General features: G+C 62.8%; 15 protein-coding genes. 8 read left to right on the forward strand and 7 right to left on the reverse strand.

All coding sequences use genetic code 11. From position 1 onward, the window contains the following. The first annotated feature begins 45 nt into the window (after positions 1-45). The 5 genes from C8K61_RS19270 (at position 46) to C8K61_RS19290 (ending at position 7,533) form a co-directional block, all read left to right on the forward strand. A complete protein-coding gene (locus C8K61_RS19270) occupies positions 46-1,563 on the forward strand; it encodes an HDOD domain-containing protein (RefSeq protein ID WP_108097906.1) in 1,518 nt (505 codons plus the stop codon). A gap of 48 nt (positions 1,564-1,611) precedes the next feature. Continuing rightward, positions 1,612-2,430, forward strand: a complete 819-nt coding sequence (locus C8K61_RS19275; RefSeq protein WP_108097907.1) for a rhodanese-like domain-containing protein — start codon at positions 1,612-1,614, stop codon at positions 2,428-2,430. 46 nt (positions 2,431-2,476) lie between these two features. Further along, the gene (gene asd, locus C8K61_RS19280) at positions 2,477-3,334 is read left to right on the forward strand and encodes an archaetidylserine decarboxylase (protein WP_108097908.1); all 858 of its coding nucleotides are present in this window, start codon (positions 2,477-2,479) and stop codon (positions 3,332-3,334) included. Positions 3,335-3,575: 241 nt separating this feature from the next. Next, positions 3,576-5,399: a molecular chaperone gene (locus C8K61_RS19285; protein ID WP_108097909.1), complete on the forward strand. Its 1,824-nt coding sequence runs from the start codon at positions 3,576-3,578 to the stop codon at positions 5,397-5,399. Between the two features lie 64 nt (positions 5,400-5,463). Next, complete coding sequence (locus C8K61_RS19290) at positions 5,464-7,533, forward strand: EAL domain-containing protein (protein WP_108097910.1); 2,070 nt, start codon at positions 5,464-5,466, stop codon at positions 7,531-7,533. Between the two features lie 139 nt (positions 7,534-7,672). On the opposite strand, the gene secB is transcribed toward C8K61_RS19290, so the two are convergent. From secB to C8K61_RS19305, 3 genes are read right to left on the reverse strand one after another with little or no spacing between them, the layout of a single operon-like run. Further along, a complete protein-coding gene (gene secB / locus C8K61_RS19295; RefSeq protein ID WP_108097911.1) occupies positions 7,673-8,161 on the reverse strand; it encodes a protein-export chaperone SecB in 489 nt (162 codons plus the stop codon). A 36-nt stretch (positions 8,162-8,197) separates the two neighbouring features. Beyond that, positions 8,198-8,452, reverse strand: coding sequence for a glutaredoxin 3 (gene grxC / locus C8K61_RS19300; RefSeq protein ID WP_108097912.1), 255 nt, complete (start codon positions 8,450-8,452; stop codon positions 8,198-8,200). Between the two features lies 1 nt (position 8,453). Further along, the gene (locus tag C8K61_RS19305; protein WP_108097913.1) at positions 8,454-8,867 is read right to left on the reverse strand and encodes a rhodanese-like domain-containing protein; all 414 of its coding nucleotides are present in this window, start codon (positions 8,865-8,867) and stop codon (positions 8,454-8,456) included. A gap of 287 nt (positions 8,868-9,154) precedes the next feature. Here C8K61_RS19305 and gpmI point away from each other — a divergent pair, with 287 nt between their 5' ends. Further along, entirely contained in the window at positions 9,155-10,690 is a 1,536-nt protein-coding gene (gene gpmI / locus C8K61_RS19310; protein ID WP_108097914.1) for a 2,3-bisphosphoglycerate-independent phosphoglycerate mutase, read from the forward strand. Between the two features lie 150 nt (positions 10,691-10,840). Here gpmI and C8K61_RS19315 read toward each other — a convergent pair whose 3' ends face one another. The 4 genes from C8K61_RS19315 to ompR form a co-directional block, all read right to left on the reverse strand. Further along, a complete protein-coding gene (locus C8K61_RS19315; protein WP_108097915.1) occupies positions 10,841-11,581 on the reverse strand; it encodes a SapC family protein in 741 nt (246 codons plus the stop codon). Positions 11,582-11,854: 273 nt separating this feature from the next. After that, positions 11,855-15,613: an EAL domain-containing protein gene (locus tag C8K61_RS19320; RefSeq protein WP_108097916.1), complete on the reverse strand. Its 3,759-nt coding sequence runs from the start codon at positions 15,611-15,613 to the stop codon at positions 11,855-11,857. 185 nt (positions 15,614-15,798) lie between these two features. After that, the gene (locus tag C8K61_RS19325) at positions 15,799-17,112 is read right to left on the reverse strand and encodes an ATP-binding protein (protein ID WP_108097917.1); all 1,314 of its coding nucleotides are present in this window, start codon (positions 17,110-17,112) and stop codon (positions 15,799-15,801) included. A gap of 132 nt (positions 17,113-17,244) precedes the next feature. Further along, on the reverse strand, positions 17,245-17,976 hold the full coding sequence (gene ompR / locus C8K61_RS19330) for a two-component system response regulator OmpR (protein WP_108097918.1): 732 nt from the start codon (positions 17,974-17,976) through the stop codon (positions 17,245-17,247). A 163-nt stretch (positions 17,977-18,139) separates the two neighbouring features. On the opposite strand from ompR, the gene C8K61_RS19335 reads away from it, so the two are divergent. Together C8K61_RS19335 and C8K61_RS19340 are read left to right on the forward strand one after the other, a co-directional pair. Then, the gene (locus tag C8K61_RS19335) at positions 18,140-20,464 is read left to right on the forward strand and encodes a Tex family protein (RefSeq protein WP_108097919.1); all 2,325 of its coding nucleotides are present in this window, start codon (positions 18,140-18,142) and stop codon (positions 20,462-20,464) included. Positions 20,465-20,467: 3 nt separating this feature from the next. Further along, positions 20,468-20,854 carry a PaaI family thioesterase gene (locus tag C8K61_RS19340; RefSeq protein WP_108097920.1) on the forward strand — a complete coding sequence of 129 codons (387 nt, stop codon included), beginning with the start codon at positions 20,468-20,470 and terminating at the stop codon, positions 20,852-20,854. Positions 20,855-21,020 lie beyond the last annotated feature (166 nt).

Below are 21,020 nucleotides of genomic sequence, written 5' to 3' on the forward strand. Positions count from 1 at the left end.
CAGACTATAGCCAGTTAAGGTTAAAAGCCAATGGGCTAAAAACACATGCCGACCTTGCCACCGCTACCCTCCAGCCTGAAAACCTGGCTCAAGCATCTCGATAGTGTGCGCCTGCCAATCCTGGCAACCACCCACGAGCGGGTGCGGCGATCCCTGGTCAGCAGCAGCACCTCATTGCGCGAAGTGGCCGAGCGTATCGAGGCCAGCCCCTCGCTGGCCCTGCTGGTGTTGCGTGAAGCCAACCGCAGCAACAACAGCCTCAGCGAGCCTGCGGAAAGCCTGGAAATCGCCATCAGCCGCCTGGGCCTGGCGCGCACAGAAGATCTTCTCAATATGTTACCGGTGCTGGCCGAGGACAAAATTCCCAAGCCGCTGCGGCAAATCCAGCTAATCAGTCTGCACGCCTCACAACAGGCCAGCGGCCTGTTTGCCAATCGCCTGGCGCGGCTGTGGCAGGAGATCCACTGGAGCAGCCTTCTATTTCTGGCGCCGCTGTGGCCATTGGCCGCAGCCCACCCCGAGCTGATCGAAGAATGGGAACACCGCGTGCTGGCCCTCGGCGAACCTACGCAAAAAGTCGAGCGCGAGCTGTTCGGGGTGTCACTGCCCACCCTATGCCTGGCCCTGGCTGAACACTGGCGCCTGCCGGCATGGATCATCCAGGCCTACCGCCTGTTGGCCACCGAGCGCCGCCTGCTGGCCAAGGCGCTGCACATTGCCCGTAATAATGAAGAGCCGCTGCATCAGCAACAGCTATTGGATGCCGACCCGGCGCTGTCGCGCTGGCTGACCCAGCCTGGCAACACCATTGTGTTCGCCAATGCCCTGGCCCTGAGCTCCCACGCCGGCTGGCAAAGCGCGCACAGCCTGCGCTGGCAACGTATTACCGCGCTGTATCTGCAGGTGTCACTGGCCGAGCTGCAGCAGTTGACTCACCAGCAAGCGGTAAACAGTGCGCGACAATACTCGGCCAGCGATCTATGGCACCCGGCCCAGGCCTTGCTCTGGCCTTGGGATGTCCGTCGCCTGCAAGCGGCCCCGCCACCACCCGTGGCCAAAGACACCTCGCCCGCCTGGCAGCAGCACTGCCGCGAGCTGCTGCGCGAACCGAGCGCCTTCGCCAACCTGCTGCAACTGACCACCTGCATCCGCGATGCCCTGGATGCCTGCGGCATGAGCCGTGCGCTGGTGTTGCTGGCCGACAAGACGCACAGCCGCCTGGTGACCCAGCAAACCGTCGGGCTGCCCAAAGAAGCCCAGGCGCTGACCCTCGACCCGGCCAACAGCCAGGTGCTCAAGCGCCTGCTGGCCCAGCCGGGGCAGTTGCGCTTGAGCCCGGAAAACATCGCGCAGTTTTCCGCGCTCATGCCCGGCACCCTGAAAGCCCTGTTCCCCGGTGAACATATGCTGATCCGCTCGCTGGCCAACAACGGCAAGGTGGTGATGCTGCTGGTGGTCGACCAGCAGGGCACGCCGCTCAGCGACCCTTGCGTACAGGCGTTCGGCAAAATATCGCAATGCATCGAACGCGCTTTGGCCAGCTTTGCCAAACGCGGGCGCTAACCTTTCCGCTACAATTTGCCCCCTTATCATTTGGCTCGGAGGCCAAGCATGTCCGCCTTCTCTGGTTTGCCCCTGGTCATCGAACCCGCCGAACTGGCTGCGCGTCTGAACGCGCCGGAGCTGATCCTGGTCGATCTCACCAGCGCAGCCCGCTACGCCGAAGGCCATATTGCCGGCGCCCGCTTCGTCGATCCCAAACGCACCCAACTGGGTCAGCCGCCAGCGCCCGGCTTGCTGCCGAGCGCTGAAAATCTGCAGGCACTGTTCGCCGAACTGGGGCACAACCCCGATGCGGTGTACGTGGTGTACGACGATGAAGGTGGCGGCTGGGCCGGCCGTTTTATCTGGCTGCTGGATGTGATCGGCCACAGCCAGTACCACTACCTCGACGGTGGCCTGCTGGCCTGGCAAGCCGAGCACCGCGAACTCAGCAGCGAGGTGCCGGCCGCCAGCAGCCAGGCACCTGTTGCCCTGCACATTGACGATGCCCCTACCGCCACCCGCGAATACCTGCAAAGCCGTCTGGGCAGCAGCGACCTGGCGATCTGGGACGCCCGCGGCCCACTCGAATACAGCGGCGAGAAAGTCGTCGCCGCCCGTGGCGGCCACATCCCTGGCGCGGTGAATTTCGAATGGACCGCCGGCATGGACAAAACCCGTGCTCTGCGCATTCGCCAGGATATGCCGGCGATTCTCGAAGAACTGGGCATCAGCAAAGACAAAGAAATCATCACCCACTGCCAGACCCATCACCGCTCCGGCTTCACCTACCTGGTGGCCAAGGCGCTGGGCTATCCACGGGTCAAGGCGTATGCCGGCTCCTGGGGCGAGTGGGGCAACCTGCCGGACACGCCGATCGAGGTCTGAACCTCCCGCGTACTTCCGGCCACTTATTCACCATGCAAGGACACCCATGAAAGACCGTCTGTTTATCCTCAGCCAGTACCTGTTGCCCCACCACCTGCTGTCGCGCCTGATTGGCTGTATCGCTGAATGCCGTGCGACCTGGCTGAAAAATCCGCTGATCAACTGGTTCGTCAAACAGTACCAAGTGGACATGAGCGAAGCGCAGGTCGAAGACCCGACCGCCTACGAAAACTTCAACGCCTTCTTCACCCGCGCCCTCAAGGATGGCGCGCGGCCGCTGGATGAAACCCCTGGCGCAGTACTCTGCCCGGCCGACGGTGCAGTCAGCCAACTGGGCGCCATCGAACATGGCCGCCTGTTCCAGGCCAAGGGTCACAGCTTCAGCGCCGTGGAACTGCTCGGCGGTGATAGCGAACGCGCCGCGCCGTTCATGGGTGGTGAGTTCGCCACAATCTATCTGTCACCCAAGGACTACCACCGCGTGCACATGCCGCTGGCTGGCACCCTGAAAGAAATGGTGTACGTGCCGGGCCGGCTGTTCTCGGTCAACCAGACCACCGCCGAAAACGTACCGGAGCTGTTCGCCCGCAACGAGCGCCTGGTGTGCCTGTTTGACACCGAGCGCGGGCCGATGGCTGTGGTGTTGGTGGGCGCGATGATTGTCGCTGCCATCGAAACCGTATGGGCCGGGCAGGTCGCCCCGCCAGCACGCCTGCTGAAAACCACCCGCTACGACGCCGCTGCACGCGGGCCGATTGAGCTGGCCAAGGGCGCCGAGCTGGGTCGCTTCAAACTCGGCTCCACCGCCATCGTGCTGTTTGGCCCGAACCAGGTGAAGTGGGCTGAGCACATGGTCGCCGGCAGCGCCACGCGCATGGGCGAACGCCTGGCTGACGCACGCTGATCGCCGCCATTGGCGGCGCATCGACAGCGGCTGATTTGCGCGGCTGTTGAACGTCTAAGTCGGCGCCGGGGTCTCAAGCAGAAGAAACCTCTGCCGACAAAGGCAAAATGCCATCTTAGCCATACCCTCGATTGGCTGCGGGTGTGGCAAGATGCTGCTAGAGTTCGAAAAACCAGACATTCAGATCGACTCGCCACGCCCCCGTGCGCAGGAGTGTCCAGCCAGATGGATTACGAGTTACATGGATAAACAGAATCCCCACCTGCTGCTACGTGTACCCACGCCAAACCAGCAGAAGCTATCGTTCTGTGACTCCAGCCCTCGCGACCTGAAACGTTGGATCGCCGGCCTGCCGAAAGCCAATCTGGGCGAAACGGCCCGTCAGCTGTACCAATGCCTGGTTGAGCTCAACCAACTGATCACCCCCGCAGAAAACCGCCTGCAGCTGCTCGAGCTGCTGCGCGCCGAAGTGTATTTCGTCTGCAAACACCTGGAACGTCACTTCCTCAACCAGGCCATCGTTCTGGATGAGCGCCCGCGTAAAGTGGCCAACCTTTGCCAGGCCCTGGAAAACCACCTGGCCGCTGGTTACAAACTGATCGTTTCCCAGGAAGCGTCACGCACCAGCCGCGAGCGCAACCAGCTGCAACTGCTGACCATCGCCATTCAACGTGCAGCCCACTGCCTGTGCGGCCCGCTGATTCGCGCCAGCCAGTTGTACTGCCCGGTGCCCGAAGGCCTGTGGCTGGAACTGCACAAGCTCTACCAGATCGCCCAGAACAGTGCCCTGCAAACCGTTGTCGTACGCGACGACCTGGCCCTGCACACCAAAGGCCTGAGCGTTGAGCAGACCTACCTGATCGCCTTGCTGCTCGGCTGCGCGCGCACCAACCAGATGCGCCAGAGCGGCATTGCGCGGCTCTCCGAAGTGCTCGGTTCGTGGAGCAGCCTGGTGCACCTGCAAGCGGCAGATGAACCCGGCAGCCTGTTCGCCATTCCGTCTCAGGTCGATGGCCCACCACGCTACAAGTCGCTGTACCAGGACAACGAGTTGCACAACCTGCTGGGCATCGACCCGCAGCCGCTGGTGGACGCGATCAAGGAACACTTGATGCTCACGCCGGAGCAACGCGGCGAATCGCGCCTGCTGATTCCCGAAGGCATGAGCATCGACCTGCTGCAGCACCTGAGCTCAGCCTGGGGCGACATCGCCGAACGCACCTTCCAACGCAATGCCGGTCAGGGCAGCCTGACCCTGTGCCTGGGCATGAGCGCCCTGCACTTCTTCCTGGCCGGCGGCAAGCCGTTCAACGAAGTGCTCAAGCGCCCGGAAGAGCGCCAGACCGCCAGTTTCAAGGCGTTCAATGCTGACGCCAAGGATGTCTGGCGTAACGCCTTCGACGCCCAGGCCAACGTCACCATGGACTGGAACGCGGCGCTGCCCCACGAAGAAATCCAGTACCAGCGCCCGGCCAATGAAGCCGATGCGGCCGCTACCGGCACCGGCGAAAACAGCTACCCGACGTTCGAGCTGGCCATCGTCAACCACAGCCCTGGCGGTTATTGCCTGAGCTGGCCGAAAGAAGTGCCAACCCAACTGCAAGCCGGTGAATTGCTCGGCGTACAGGATTCGCCCGAACAAAGCTGGAGCGTCGCCCTGGTGCGCTGGATTCGCCAGGTTCGTGGTGGCGGCACACAGATGGGTATCGAACTGATCGCCCCGCATGCGCAGCCATGTGGCCTGCAATTGCTACGCAAGGCCGACCAGAACAGCCAGTACCTGCGTGCCCTGCTGCTGCCAGAAATCAGCGCGATTTCGCGCCCGGCCACCTTGATCACCGCCCGCCTGCCGTTCCAGGAAGGCAATAAAGTGCAGATCAACCTGAACGGCGAAGAACGTCGTGCCGTGCTCAGCCGCAAGCAAACCAGCACCGGCAGCTTCAACCAGTTCGAGTACCGCGCGGTAGAGCAGACACCCCCTGAACAAGGGAAACCGGTCACACCACAGAAGAACCAGAGCGCAAGCGGCGAGGAAGACTTTGACTCACTTTGGAAGTCACTGTAAGTTGCCCCGCACACCCCCTTTTGTCGCCTTTTCGCGCCCGCTCGGCGCAGTCTAAGCACACGCCATGGCCATTGAGAAAAAAACCATCCGGCTGCTGATTCTCGAGGACTCGCAGAACGAGGCCGAGCGTCTCGTCAGCCTGTTCCGCAATGCTGGTCGCGCCACCCGCGTGCACCGGCTGACGTCCAGCGACGACCTGGCCACCGCCCTCCAGCAAAGCTGGGACCTGCTGATTGCCGCGCCGAGCAGTGAAAACCTCGACCCCAGCGAAGCGATCAATGCGATTCGCCGCCAGGCCAAAGACATTCCGCTGATTCAGCTGACCGCCGACAACGACCCCGACGCCATCACCGAAGCCCTCGCCCTCGGCGCGCAAGACGCCCTGCCGCAAGGCGAGGATGAGCGCCTGATCCTGGTGGCTAATCGTGAACTGGCCAACCTTGAAGAGCGTCGCGGCCGGCGTGTGGCCGAAATCGCCCTGCGCGAAGCGGAGAAGCGTTGCCAGTTGCTGCTCGACAGCTCGGTGGACGCCATCACCTACGTGCACGACGGCATGCACATCTATGCCAACCGCGCTTACCTGAAGCTGTTCGATTACGAAGACGGCGACGAGCTCGAAGGCATGCCGATGATCGACCTGATCGCCAGCTGCGACCACGCCAACTTCAAAGACTTCCTGAAGAACTACCAGAGCGCCGAGGGCAGTGCCGAACTGACCTGCAGCGGGATCAAGGCCAACGGCCAGACCTTCCCGGCCCGGATGAGCTTCTCGCCCGCCACCTACGACAGCGAACCCTGCATCCAGGTGGTGATCCGCGCCGAAAGCGGCAACGCCGAACTGGAAGAAAAGCTGCGGGAAATCAGCAGCCAGGACCTGGTCACCGGCCTGTTCAACCGCAGCCACTTCCTCGAGCTGATGGATGCTGCCGCCGAACGCGCGGTGAATGCCGGCACGCCGGCGACCCTGAGCTATATCCGCGTCGACCGCTACAGCAACCTGCTGGCCGAAACCGGCCTGGCGGGCATCGACCTGCTGCTCACCGATCTCGCCAACCTGTTGCGCCAGCACTTCAGTGATGACGCGCAATTGGCCCGCTTTGGTGACGACGTGTTCGCCGTGCTGCAACCGGGCAAGCCCCCGGAACAGGCGCAACCCGAGCTGGCCGCGCTGCTGAAAAAGGTCGAAGGGCATATGTTCGACGTCAGCGGCCGCACCGTGCAGACCAGCCTGTCGATTGGTGTTGCCGGCCTCAACGAAAAAACCCCCAACGCCCAGGAAGTGGTCGACCGCGCGCACCGCTGCGCCGACGAACTTGGCGATGGCAATGCGCTCAAGCTGTACAACCCGGCGCAGGAACTGGCCGCCGCCGCCAACCGCGGTAGCATCATCGCCATGGTTCAGCAGGCCCTGGAAAACAACAGTTTCCGTCTGCTGTTCCAACCGATCATCAGCCTGCGGGGCGATAGCAGCGAGCACTACGAAGTGCTGCTGCGCCTGCTCAACCCGCAAGGCGTCGAAGTGCCTCCCGGCGAATTCCTCGAAGCCGCCCGCGATGCCGGCATGGCCGAGAAGATCGACCGGTGGGTGATCCTCAACTCGATCAAGCTGCTCGCCGACCACCGTGCCAAGGGCCACAACACCTGCCTGTTCGTGCACCTGTCGAACGCCAGCGTGCAGGACCAGACCCTGTTGCCATGGCTGAGCGTGGCCCTCAAAGCCGCGCGTTTGCCCTCGGATGCCCTGGCCTTCCAGCTCAGCGAGCCGGATGCCACCACCTACCTGAAACAGGCGAAAGCCTTGACCCAGGGTTTGGCGGAGCTGCACTGCAAGGTCGCCCTGAGCCAGTTTGGCTGCTCGCTGAACCCGTTCAACACGCTCAAGCACCTGAGTGTCGACTTCGTCAAAGTGGACGGTTCGTTCTCCCAGGACCTCAGCACCGCCGACGCCCAGGAAGCGCTGAAAACCCTACTCAGCAGCCTGCATGCGCAAGCCAAGCTGACCATCGTGCCGTTCGTGGAGAGCGCCAGCGTGCTGGCCACCTTGTGGCAAGCCGGGGTGAATTACATCCAGGGTTACTACCTGCAGGGTCCAAGTCAGTCGATGGATTACGACTTCGCCGCTGGCGACGAGTAAATCCAAACAGCATCGCGGCTAAAGCCGCTCCTACGGTCACCTTTTCCTGTAGCAGCGGCTTCAGCCGCGATGCTCTTGATCTGAATAACGGCCACAAAAAAAGGCGCCCCGCGGGGCGCCTTTTTTATTGCAGCGAAGCTTAGTGCTGAGCAGCGCCCGCGCCTTCAGCCTGAATACGCGCCAGTTCCTGGGCGTACAGGGCATCGAAGTTCACCGGAGCCAGCATCAGTGCCGGGAACGAGCCACGGACTACCAGGCTGTCCAGGGTTTCGCGGGCGTACGGGAACAGGATGTTCGGGCAGAACGCACCGAGGGTGTGGCTCATGGACGCGGCGTCCAGGCCTTTGATCAGGAAGATACCGGCTTGCTGCACTTCAGCGATGAAAGCGGTTTCTTCGCCGGTTTTAACGGTAACCGACAGGGTCAGAACCACTTCGTGGAAATCGCCTTCCAGCGCTTTCTGACGGGTATTGAGGTCCATGGCAACGCTTGGCGCCCACTCCTGACGGAAGATTTCCGGGCTTTTCGGTGCTTCGAACGACAGGTCGCGCACGTAGATGCGTTGCAGGGAGAATTGTGGGTTTTCAGCGCCTTGAGCAGCGCCTTCAGTGGTCACTTGGTCAGTCATTAGCAAAAACCTTCTTATCGTTTAAAGGAGTAAAAATCAGCCCTTGAGCAACGCGTCCAACTTGCCGGCGCGTTCCAGGGCATAAAGGTCATCGCAGCCACCCACGTGGGTGGTGCCGATCCAGATTTGCGGCACCGAGGTGGCGCGGGCTTTGCGAGTCATTTCGGCGCGCACATCGGGCTTGCCGTCGACGCGGATTTCCTCGAACGCTACACCTTTTTGGGTGAGCAGCTGTTTGGCGCGGATGCAGTACGGGCACCAATCGCTGGAATAGACGACAACGGCAGGCATATCACTTCACCACTGGCAGGCTTTCACTGCGCCAGGTGGACATGCCACCCGAGAGCTTGGCCGCGTTGAAACCGAGTTTTTTCAGGTCACGGGCGACGGCGCCAGCCTGTTGGCCCAGGGCGTCGACCACGATGATGGTTTTGCTTTTATGTTTTTCCAGTTCGGCAACCCGACCGGCGACTTTGTCGTAGGGAATATTCAGCGCACCGACAATGCGGCCGGTGGCAAAGTCTTTGTTGTTGCGTACGTCGAGAACAATGCCCTCGTCGCGGTTAACCAGTGCGACCAGCTCGCGGGTGCTGATGCTGGCGCCGCCTTTGCTCAGCTCGGTGAAGATCAGCGCTGCCAGCAGCACTGCGAAAATACCGCTGAGCACATAGTGGTTAGTAGCAAATTCAATCAGGTGAGCGAGCATCAATAAGTTCCAGAACGACAAAATGTCGGCCAGTATACACAGCCCCCAAGGGCGGCCAAACCCCGTCCAGCGGTGACGCAGCCCTAACTTCGCTTTAAAATGCCGCACCGTTCCAACTGGCACGAAAACTACTGCGCTCGGCCATGCTGCGTTAAAAACGGTGAACGAATGCTCATTGACTACAGTCAACTCCGCTTCGTCCCCCGTTTTTGCCTTGCCTGACCTTCGCTCGCTACGTTTTCGAGCCAGTTAACCCAAAAATATTTCCTCCAAAAGCGAGCCGGATAATGACTGCCACGCCCAAACCACTGGTGCTAATCATCCTCGATGGCTTCGGTCACAGTGACAGCCCCGAATCCAATGCCATCTATGCCGCCAACACCCCCGTCTACGACCACCTGCGAGCCACTCAGCCCAACGGCCTGATTTCCGGCAGCGGCATGGACGTCGGCCTGCCGGACGGCCAGATGGGCAACTCGGAAGTCGGCCACATGAACCTCGGCGCCGGCCGCGTGGTGTATCAGGACTTCACCCGGGTGACCAAAGCAATTCGCGACGGCGAGTTCTTCAGCAATCCGGCCATCGTGACCGCTGTCGACAAAGCGGTCAGCGCCGGCAAAGCCGTGCACATCCTCGGCCTGCTCTCCGACGGCGGCGTACACAGCCACCAGGACCACCTGGTGGCCATGGCCGAACTGGCTGCCCAGCGCGGCGCCGAAAACATCTACCTGCACGCCTTCCTCGACGGCCGCGACACCCCGCCGAAAAGCGCCCAGCCATCCTTGCAACTGCTGGACGACACCTTCGCCAAACTCGGCAAAGGCCGCACGGCGACCATCATTGGCCGCTACTTCGCCATGGACCGCGACAACCGCTGGGACCGCGTCGAGCAGGCCTACAACCTGATCGTCGACAGCAGCGCCGAATTCACCGCCGATACCGCCCAGGCCGCTCTCGAAGCCGCCTACGCCCGCGGCGAGAGCGACGAATTCGTCAAAGCCACCCGTATTGGTGCCCCCGCCAAGGTCGAAGACGGCGATGCCGTGATCTTCATGAACTTCCGCGCCGACCGTGCCCGGGAGCTGACCCGCGCCTTCGTCGAACCCGACTTCGCCGACTTCGCCCGCCCGCGCGCGCCGCAACTGGCCGGGTTTGTGATGCTCACCCAGTACGCCGCCAGCATCAAAGCGCCCATCGCCTTTGCCGCCAGCAGCCTGGACAACGTGCTCGGCGAATACCTGGCGAAAAACGGCAAGACCCAACTGCGCATTGCCGAAACCGAGAAATACGCCCACGTCACCTTCTTCTTCTCCGGCGGTCGGGAAGACCCGTTCGAAGGCGAAGAACGCATCCTGATCCCTTCGCCGAAAGTCGCCACCTACGACCTGCAGCCGGAAATGAACGCACCGATCGTCACCGACCGCATCGTTGAAGCCATCGAGCAGCAGCGCTACGACGTGATCGTGGTCAACTACGCCAACGGCGACATGGTCGGCCACACCGGCGTGTTCTCGGCGGCCGTGAAGGCGGTTGAATGCCTGGACGAATGCGTCGGCCGCATCGTCGCTGCGCTGGACAAGGTCGGCGGCGAAGCGCTGATCACCGCCGACCACGGCAACGTCGAGCAAATGCAAGACGAAAGCACCGGCCAGGCGCACACCGCGCATACCTGCGAGCCGGTACCGTTCATCTACGTCGGCAAACGCGCCCTGAAGATCCGCGACGGCGGCGTCCTCGCCGACGTCGCGCCGACCATGCTGGCGTTGATGGGGTTGCCCAAGCCTGCCGAGATGACGGGCACCAGCATCGTCCTTCTGGACTGATGCTTTCAGATGCAAAAGCATCGCGGCTAAAGCCCCTCCCACAGGAGATGTGCAATCCCTTGTAGGAGCGGCTTCAGCCGCGATGCGCTTGATCTTCACCGATAAAAAAACCGGGCTTATGGCCCGGTTTTTTTATGGCTCAAGCACCGATCAATGCTTGGTCTCTTCGCCGGCCTTTTTGGCCAGGTAGTGCACGAACAGTTGGTTGGCATTACCCAGGGAGGTCAGGTGGGCGTAGATCCAGCCGAGGAAGCCGGAGCGGTGCAGGTCCAGCACGTGCTCGTCGGCCAGGGCCAGGAACTTCTCTTCGTCGACGGCGAGGAAGTCGCTCAGCACGAAGGATTCGCCGCTGGTGTGGCTCAGTTTCAGGCTGCGCGGGGCCAGCAGTTCCAGTTCGTTGAGCTTGGCGACGAAGCGGCGGGTGCGCTCCATTTCGGCGGTGAAGTTCTGCAGGAACTGAATCATCTCTTCGAGGAATTCGCTGTTCTGGCCTTCTTCGGTGAACAGCTCACGGCCCTCTTCTTCGTTCCAGCCCGGGTAGGCGGAGTCGAAGCAGACGGTGAAATTCTCGGCGCCGTCTTGCGCCAGGACGAACGGGTAGCGACGCACGAAGGCCGGAATGTAGGTGTTCTCGGCCCACTGATGATCGGCGCCGACGTAGCCGTTGTCGCCCTCTTTCAGGCCCAGCAGGGCGATCGGCATGGCGGCTTCGCCTTCACCGATGAAGACGATCGGGTAGTGGCGCGAGGCCTGGAAGAACTCCAGGCCGGCCAGCGGCACCAGGTGGGTGGCGGCGGCGAATTCGCTGTTGTTGAGTCCGGCGAGTTTCAGCGACTTGTGTTCGTCGCGGTTCAGCGCCTTGATTTCTTTGTAAAGCAACAAAGTGGTCATGTACAAAACTCCTGAAAATTCGGCTTAACCGATGACGATCAGCGTCAGGACCTGGCCGCTGCGCTGATCTGCAGCCACGTATCAAAAATCGAATGGGGGCGTCACTACACGCATTGCTGATACCCACAACGGGGTATAGCAAAGCGGGTCGCAGAGTCTCGTATCACTGGCGCACTGCCAACCGAGGCTAGCCACTATCCGAAAGCTCTTACTCGGATGGCGGCAGGAGCCGGTGAGCGGCACGACAAAACAGCCTTGGTCGGCCGATCTGCGCTAGCGCTGCTGCAACCAATCAAGAAAGTTGCTCTCGCTCAACGGCGGGCTGAAGTAGAAGCCCTGCCCCAGGGCGCAGTCGAGGCCGCGCAAGGTGTCGTATTGGGCGAGGTTTTCGATGCCTTCGGCGACGCATTCCAGGCCGAGGTTGTGGGCAATCATCAGGATGGTTTCCACCAGCATTTTGCCGCTGGCGTCCTCGGGCAAGTCGGCGACAAAGCTGCGGTCGACTTTCAGGCGGTCCAGCGGCAGGCGCTTGAGGTAGGTCAGCGAGGAGTAGCCGGTGCCGAAGTCGTCGATGGCAAAACGCACCCCGAGCGCCTTGAGGGCCTGCATGGCGGCGATGCATTGGTCGACGTCTTCGAGCAGCACACCCTCGGTGATTTCCAACTCCAGCACGCGCGCCGGCAGGTTGTGCCGCTGCAGGCAATCGGCAACCCGCTGCACCACGTCGAACTGGCGCAGTTCGTGGGGGCTGAGGTTGACCGCCAGCACCAGCTCGGGCCAGCGCCAATGCCAACGGGCCAGGGCGGCGCAGGCTTCGTCGAGCACCCAGGCGCCGATGTCGAGGATCAGGCCGGTCTCTTCAGCCAGCGGAATGAACTGCGCCGGCGGGATATCGCCGCGTTCGGGGTGGGTCCAGCGCAGCAGCACTTCGGCGCCCACGACTTGGCCGGTGAGCAGGTCCAACTGGGGCTGGAAGGCCAGGTGCAGTTGGTCACGGACCAGGGCCTGACGCAGCTCGCCCTGCAGTTGCAGACGCTGGTCAATGGCTGCCTGCATCGCTGGGGCGAAGAAGTGCAAGGCGTTGCGCCCGCCGCGCTTGGCCCGGTACATGGCGGTGTCGGCTTGTTTGAGCACATCGGCGGCACCCTGCTCGCCCACTGGGTGCAGGGCGATGCCGATGCTGGCGCTGATGGACAGTTCGTGACCGTCGATGTGGTAACTGCCGAGCAGGCTCTGCAGCAGTTTTTCGCCGACATCGGCGGCGTGTTCGCCGGCCACTTCCGGGTTGTCGCCGATGCTTTCAAGAAGCACCACGAACTCGTCGCCGCCGAGGCGCGCCAGGGTGTCTTCGGCGCGCAGGCAGCCGGCCAGGCGGGTGGTGACTTCGCGTAACAAGGCATCGCCGACCGGGTGGCCGAGGCTGTCGTTAACGGTTTTGAAGTGGTCGAGGTCGATGAACAGCAAGGCGCCGAACGAGCTGTCGCGCACCTCGCGGGTCATCGCGTGCTGCAAGCGGTCGAGCAGCAGGCGGCGGTTGGGCAGGCCGGTGAGTTCGTCGCTGTAGGCCAGGCGTTCGATCTCGCGCTGGTAGCGCTGGCGCTCGGAAATATCGGTGACGCTGGCGCGGATCAATTTCTGCTCGCCGGGCATGCGTACCAGGCGCACTTCGCAGGGCAGCTGGCGGCCGGCGCTGTCGCGGTGCAGCCACTCGAATACCGGCGCGGCGCCTTCCAGGGCGGCGGTGGTGTAGCCCATCCCGGCTTGGGCCGAGGGGCGACCGTCGGCCTGACGCAACGGGCTGAGGTCAACCGGGCGGCGGCCGATCAGCTCGTCACGGCTGAGTTTGAACAGGCGCTCGGCGTTTTCGTTGACGTCCACCAGGCCGCCGTCTTCGGTAAACAGCAGGATCGCTTCCGGGGCGTGTTCCACCAGGGTGCGATAGCGCGCCTCGGCCTCGAAACGCGCGGTGATGTCTTCGATCAAGGCCAGGCAGGCTTCCAGATTGCCGTTCGGATCGCGCACCGCGCGCAGGCTCAGGCGGGTGTAGATGACACTGCCATCGTCACGCAGAAATCGTTTGTCCAGCTCGTAATCGTCGCGCTCGCCGAGGGCCACGCTTTCGAACAGCGGCTGCTCGATCTGCAGGTCATCGGCATGGGTGAGCTGTGCCCAGCCGCCGGCACGCAGTTGGTCGCGGCCACGGCCGAGAATCTGGCAGAGCTTGCTGTTGACCTCCAGCCACATGCCTTGCGGGCTGATCATGGCCATGCCGATCAGCGGCGCCTCGAAGAACAGCCGCAACCACTCGTCACGCTCACGCAGTTGCTGTTCGGTCAGCTTGCGCGCGGAGATGTCCTGGATCGCACCGTAGATGCGGATCACCCGACCATCATCCATTTCCGCCAAGCCCATCACGCGCAAAAACCGCGAGTTGCCACGGGCGGTGATCAGGCGCACTTCGACGTCGAACGAACGCCCATCGCTCATGGTGTCGGTGAGGGTGCGCCGGGCGGTAGCCTGGCCTTCCTTGTCGAGGTAGCTGACAGCCTGATTGAAGTCGGGGGTGGCGCCAGTGGGGTCGAGCTCGTACAGGCGGAAGCAGCCTTCGCTCCAGAACATGTCCAGGCCAGGCACTTCCAGCACCCAGCCGCCGATATCGGCAATCGCCTCGGTTTGCGACAACAGGTGCGCCTGGCGCAGCAGCTCTTCTCGACGCGAGGCGATTTCGGCGGCCTGGCGTTCGCGGGAGGTAACGTCGTTTTGCAGGGCGATGTAGTGGCTGATGCCCCGGTCATCGCGCAGCGGCGACAGGGTGATTTCATTCCAGAACGGCGTGCCATTCTTGCGGTAGTTGCGCACCACCACCTGGGCCGCATCACCACGCGCCAAGGCGGCGCGTAATTGATGCAGGCCGCCTTGCTGACGCTCCTCGCCCTGCAGGAAGCGGCAGTTACGGCCCAGCACCTCGCTGCGCGCGTAGCCGGTGATGCGTTCGAACATCGGGTTGCAGTAGATCAGCGGCAGGTCGTCCTGACGCGCATCGGCAATCGAGATGCCCAGCGGGCTGGCTTCCAGGGCCAGGTTGGCCAACGCCAACTGTTGCTGCATCTGCGCACTGCGGCTGAGGGCCAGACGTAAGTCGCTGAGGCTGCGGCCAATCAGCAGGGTGGCGACCATCAGCAGCAATACGCTGAGGTGCAGTTCACTGAGCGGCGCGCCGACCAGGACGCCAGCACTCTGGCTGCCCTGGACCAGCGGCAGCGCAAGAATCACCAGACTGCTTAGCACCGCGCCACACAAGGCGCCGGGGTAGCCCCAGAGCATCGCCAGGCTGAGCATCACCACGCCGAGGATCGGCAAGGTCAGCGGTATCGGCAGAAAATTCAGCAAGGGCGGCAAGCCCAACAATAGCCCGCCCAGTAGCCACCACGGCGGCAGGCGGCGCAATGGCTCGGCGAGCACCTGGGCGTTGTCGTCCACCGGCGCCACCCAACCACGGCGACGCAGGTAAACGGTGAGGTAACTGAGCAGCGGCGTGGCGATGACCAGGGTGCTGAAACTGTCCGCCAGCCACATGTTCAGGCTGTCCAGCGCCCAGTCACCCTTGGGCGGTTGGCCGGCGATAAACAGGGCGCTTTGCACCAACAATGCGAGCAAGGACACCGGCACCAGCACGCCGAGCAGCAGGTAGCGGATCAGATAGCTGAGGTCGGGCAGCGCGAAGTCGAACTGACGACGCCGCAGCAATAGCCAGCCGGCGGCGGTACCCAGGGTTTCCGGCAGGCCGAACAGGGGCCCCCAGTGCCAATCCAGCCCCCACAGCGGCGCGCTGAGGGCGGCATTCAGGTAAATCGCCAGAAGCACCCGCGGGCCCCACCAGTAGGTAAACACCAACCCGAGGGCAAACGGCAGGTACCACAGCGCCATGCCCGCCGTGTACTGGGTGGACAACGAACACCAGGTTGCCAGGTGCAACAGGGGAAGCGGCAGCCACCACGTCCACGTCGGGGGATGTTTGAAAACAGCGGGCATGCGGACCTCGGGCCAAGACGCTGGCATAGCATAGATCAGCCCTGAGGCCTCTGTGCTGCTGTTTTGCCAGTATCCGACTGTCTCCCCGAAGATCAAAAGCTCGCGGCTAAAGCCCCTCCCACAGGTAACGTGCTTCCTGTGGGAGGGGCTTTAGCCGCGATTCCTGCAAAAGAAGAAACGCCGGGTTACACCGCATCCCGAGGCAACAGCAGCCCCAATGGCAGACACACCCGCGCTTCCAACCCACCCCCCGAACGATTGCGCAGCTCCACGCTGCCACCATGCTGCGCGGCGATGCGTTTGACGATGGCCAGGCCCAGGCCAGTGCCTTTACCGCCACGGGCGCGGTCGCCACGGATGAACGGGTTGAAGATATCGTCCAGCTCCGCCGGGTTGATGCCGGTGCCGCGGTCCAGCACGCTGAGCACCACGTAGGGCGCGCTGCTGTCGCCGGACACGTAAGCCGCCACTTCCACGGCGTTGCCGCCATGGTGCAGGGCGTTTTCGATGAGGTTATTGAGCAGGCGTTTCATCGACACCCGGCGCAGCGGGAATGGCGGAACCGGCTCCAGGCACAGGCGCACGTTTTCGCGGTCATGGTTGAACGGTGCCACGGCGTCGGCCACCAGGTCAGCCAGGTCGACCTCCTCGAGGCGCTCGTCGCGGCCATCGCGGATAAAGGCCAGGAACTGGTCGAGGATGGCGTCCATGTCTTCGATGTCGCGGACCATGTCCTCGACCAGCTCGGTATCGCTGTTAAGCAATTCCAGGCCCAGGCGCAGCCGGGTCAGCGGCGTGCGCAGGTCATGGGAAACCCCGGCCAGCATCAGCTCGCGTTCACGTGCCGCTTGCTCGAGGCCGTCGGCCATCTGGTTGAAGGCGCTGTACACCTCGGTCATTTCGCTCGGCGTATCGCTGATCGGCAGGCGCACGCTGCGGCCCTGGCCGAGTTGGCGGGTGGCCGAGACCAGGCGCTTCAGCGGTTGATTGAGCTGGCGCACGAAAATCCAGGCAGCGGCGGTAGAGAGCACCCCGATAGCCAGGAACCAGCCGAGCACGCCCCAGATTTTCTGCCCGCGCAATGGATGCGGGTACAGCGGCACCTCCACCCAGCCATCACCCAAGGCCGGCGCCCGCACCCACAACGCCGACGGCTGGTGAATGCGCAGCCGCACCTCGGTGTCCGGGCCCAGCTCCATGCGCATCTGCCGCTGGAAGATCCCGGTGTAGGGCCAGTGCTGCTCGCCCGGGGGTTCTTCGGCATCGGAGGTCCAGCGCAGGCCGGCGGCTTTCTCGATGACCGGGCGCTTGTCTTCTTCCGTCGCCCAGTAGGCCCGCAACGTCAGCGCGGCGCCGTGGCTGTACTGGCGATCGACCAGCACGTCCTCGTTCATCATCAGATAAACCAGGGTCAGCGCTTTGGAGAACAGCACTACCACCAGCACCAACCAGAGGGTGCGAGCGAAGAAGCTTTGCGGGAACCAGACGGGGGTTTTCATGGGGGACTGCGGGTTCCATGGAGTAGCAGAAGGTTCGATCACAAACTCGTAGGAGCGGCTTCAGCCGCGATGCTTTTGATTTAAGAGCATCGCGGCTGAAGCCGCTCCTACCGGTACAGCGTTGATCAGGTGTTATTTATTGCCATCCGGCACAAACACATACCCCACGCCCCACACGGTCTGGATATACCGAGGCTTCGACGGGTCCGGTTCGATCAACCGGCGTAGGCGGGAAATCTGTACATCGATGGAACGCTCCAGGGCGTCCCATTCACGGCCACGGGCGAGGTTCATCAGTTTGTCGCGGGTCAGCGGCTCGCGGGCGTGTTGCACCAGGGCCTTGAGCACGGCGAACTCGCCGGTGGTGAGCATGTGCACTTCATCGCCACGCTTGAGCTCGCGGGTGGCGAGGAACAGTTCGTAGTCACCGAAGCTCACGGTTTCGTCTTCGCTGCCCGGTGCGCCTGGCACTGAAACCGTCTGGCGACGCAGCACGGCTTTGATCCGCGCCAGCAGTTCGCGCGGGTTGAACGGCTTGGCCAGGTAATCGTCAGCGCCCTGCTCCAGCCCCTGGATGCGGCTGCTCTCGTCGCCCTTGGCGGTGAGCATGATGATCGGCATCTGGTTGTTGGCTTCACGCAGGCGTTTGCACGCCGAGAGGCCATCTTCGCCCGGCAGCATCAGGTCCAGTACCAACAATTGGAACAGCTCACGCGACAGCAGACGGTCCATCTGCTCGACGTTTTCCACCGCACGAACGCGGTAGCCTTGCTCTTCCAGAAAACGCTCCAACAGGCGTCGCAGACCGGGATCGTCATCGACGATCAGGATTTTTTCGCCTTCCAGCGGGGCCGTATTGCTCATAGGTGCTCCTTTAAATCGTCGCGCATTATGGCGCAGACACCGCGCAGCACGTGCGCACCATTCGTTAGCAGATTTTTCCCGGCCCTGAGCAAAAGGGCCTGCGTATAATGCCGGCCTTCAAGTTTTTGTGTCAGCACGTCTTATTTAAGTGGGTTTTTTATTTATGAGTAACAACGTCGCCAGCATCAACAACCGTATTGCCGAAGAACTGGGTGTTCGCCCGCAGCAAGTCGCCGCTGCCGTCGCCTTGCTGGATGAAGGTTCCACCGTTCCGTTTATTGCCCGCTACCGTAAAGAAGTCACCGGCAGCCTGGATGACACCCAGCTGCGCAACCTGGAAGAGCGCCTGCGCTACCTGCGCGAGCTGGACGAACGCCGCGCCAGCATCCTCGCCAGCATTGAAGAACAAGGCAAGCTCACCCCGGAGCTGACGCGCGAGATCAACCTCGCCGACACCAAGACCCGCCTCGAAGACCTCTACCTGCCCTATAAGCAGAAGCGCCGTACCAAGGGGCAGATCGCCCTGGAAGCCGGCATCGGCGAGTTGGCCGACGGCCTGTTCAATGACCCCAACCTGACCCCGGAAAGCGAAGCGGCGCGGTTCGTTGACGCGGAAAAAGGCTTTGCCGACGTCAAGGCCGTGCTCGAAGGCGCCAAGTACATCCTCATGGAGCGCTTCGCCGAAGACGCCAAGCTGCTGGATAAGCTGCGCAGCTTCCTCAAGCACGAAGCCATCCTCGGCGCCCGCGTAATTGCCGGCAAGGAAGAGGAAGGGGCTAAATTCCGCGACTACTTCGAACACGACGAGCCGCTGAAAAGCATGCCCTCGCACCGCGCCCTGGCAATTTTCCGTGGCCGCAACGAAGGCATTTTGAGCTCCTCGCTGAAGATCGGAGACGAGACGCCGGGCAGCCTGCACCCGTGCGAAGGCATGATCGGTGAGCACTTCGGGGTGAAGAACGAAAACCGCCCGGCCGACAAATGGCTTGGCGAAGTGGTGCGCTGGACCTGGAAGGTCAAGCTCTACACCCACCTGGAAACCGACCTGCTCGGCGAGTTGCGCGACGGCGCCGAAACCGAGGCGATCAACGTCTTTGCCCACAACCTGCACGACCTGCTGCTGGCTGCCCCGGCCGGCCCACGTGCCACCCTGGGCCTCGATCCGGGCCTGCGCACCGGCTGCAAAATCGCCGTGGTCGATGCCACCGGCAAGTTGCTGGAATACGCCACGGTTTACCCGCACGTACCGCAGAAGCAGTGGGACCAGACCTTGGCGATCCTCGGCGCGCTGTGCATCAAGCACCGCGTTGACCTGATCTCCATCGGCAACGGCACCGCCAGCCGCGAGAGCGACAAGCTGGCCGCCGAGCTGATCAAAAAACTGCCTGAGTTGAAGATGACCAAGATCATGGTCAGCGAAGCCGGCGCCTCGGTGTATTCCGCTTCGGAACTGGCGGCGAAAGAATTCCCCGATCTGGACGTCTCGATCCGTGGCGCGGTGTCCATCGCCCGCCGCCTGCAAGACCCGCTGGCCGAGCTGGTGAAGATCGACCCGAAATCCATCGGCGTCGGCCAGTACCAGCATGACGTCTCGCAGCTGAAGCTGGCGCGCAGCCTGGACGCCGTGGTGGAAGACTGCGTGAACGCCGTGGGCGTGGACGTGAATACCGCTTCGGTGCCGCTGCTGGCGCGCATCTCAGGCCTCAACACCACCCTGGCGCAGAACATCGTCAACCACCGCGATGCCCACGGTGCGTTCAAGACCCGCGACGCGCTGAAAAAAGTGCCGCGCCTGGGCGACAAGACCTTCGAACAAGCCGCCGGTTTCCTGCGCGTGATGAATGGCGACAACCCGCTGGACGCCTCCGCCGTGCACCCGGAAACCTACCCACTGGTGGAACGCATTGCTGCTGACACCGGCCGCGATCTGCGCTCGTTGATCGGCGATGCGGGCTTTCTCAAGCGCCTTGATCCAAAAAAATTCACCGATGAAACCTTCGGCCTGGTGACCGTCAGCGACATCCTCGCCGAGCTGGAAAAACCTGGCCGCGACCCGCGCCCGGAGTTCAAGACCGCCGAGTTCCAGGATGGCGTGGAAACCCTGCAGGACCTGCAGCTGGGCATGATCCTCGAAGGCGTGGTGACCAACGTCACCAACTTCGGCGCCTTCGTCGACATCGGCGTGCACCAGGACGGCCTGGTGCATATCTCGGCGCTGTCGGAGAAGTTCGTCAAAGACCCGCGTGAAGCGGTGAAGGCGGGTGACGTGGTCAAGGTCAAGGTGATGGAAGTGGACATTCCACGTAACCGCATCGCCCTGTCCATGCGCATGGGCGACACCCCGGGCGAGAAAATCGACGGCCCGCGCGGCGGCGGCAACAAAGGTGGCGGCAAGCCACGCCCGCAAGCCCAGCCCACCACGCAGCCAGCGCCTAGCAACAACGCCATGGCCTCGCTGTTCGCCAACGCCAAACAACTGCGGAAATAACCCATGACCCAGCCAGCGGATGAAGTCGGTAGCAAAAGCGCGTTCGCCCGCTTGCTGGGCCTGCACATTCTCAAGGCCGACGGCGGCGAGGCCATCGTGCGCCTGAGCATGCACGACGGCCTGCGCAACCTGCACGGCAAACTGCATGGCGGCGCGTTGTTCTCGCTGATCGACACGGCCATGGGCCAGGCCAGCCACAGCGTGGTCGGCGGCCCGGGCACGGTGACCCTGGAGAGCAAGATCAACTACATCCGTCCGGTGGATGAGGGCGATATCCTCTGCCGAGCCTGGGTGGTGCATGCCGGGCGTCGCACCCAGGTGATCGAAGCCGAGGTGCACCAGGACGACAAACTGGTGGCGAAGGCGCAAGCGACGTTCGCCTGTCTGTAACCGCCGGGTGAAATAACCGCCGGTAACGGCAGCGTGAGTTCCGCTTGCGCTGCGGTTAATCTGTCGAACACAAGCCGACCAGGCGACCACGCCGGTTCCGTATCTGCCCCCCTTGTAGACGGTCAGGACCACCCCCATATAGGGCCGACTGACGCGAAGGAACACA

The sequence above is a fragment of the Pseudomonas sp. GV071 genome (genome assembly GCF_003050835.1).
Lineage (GTDB): Bacteria > Pseudomonadota > Gammaproteobacteria > Pseudomonadales > Pseudomonadaceae > Aquipseudomonas.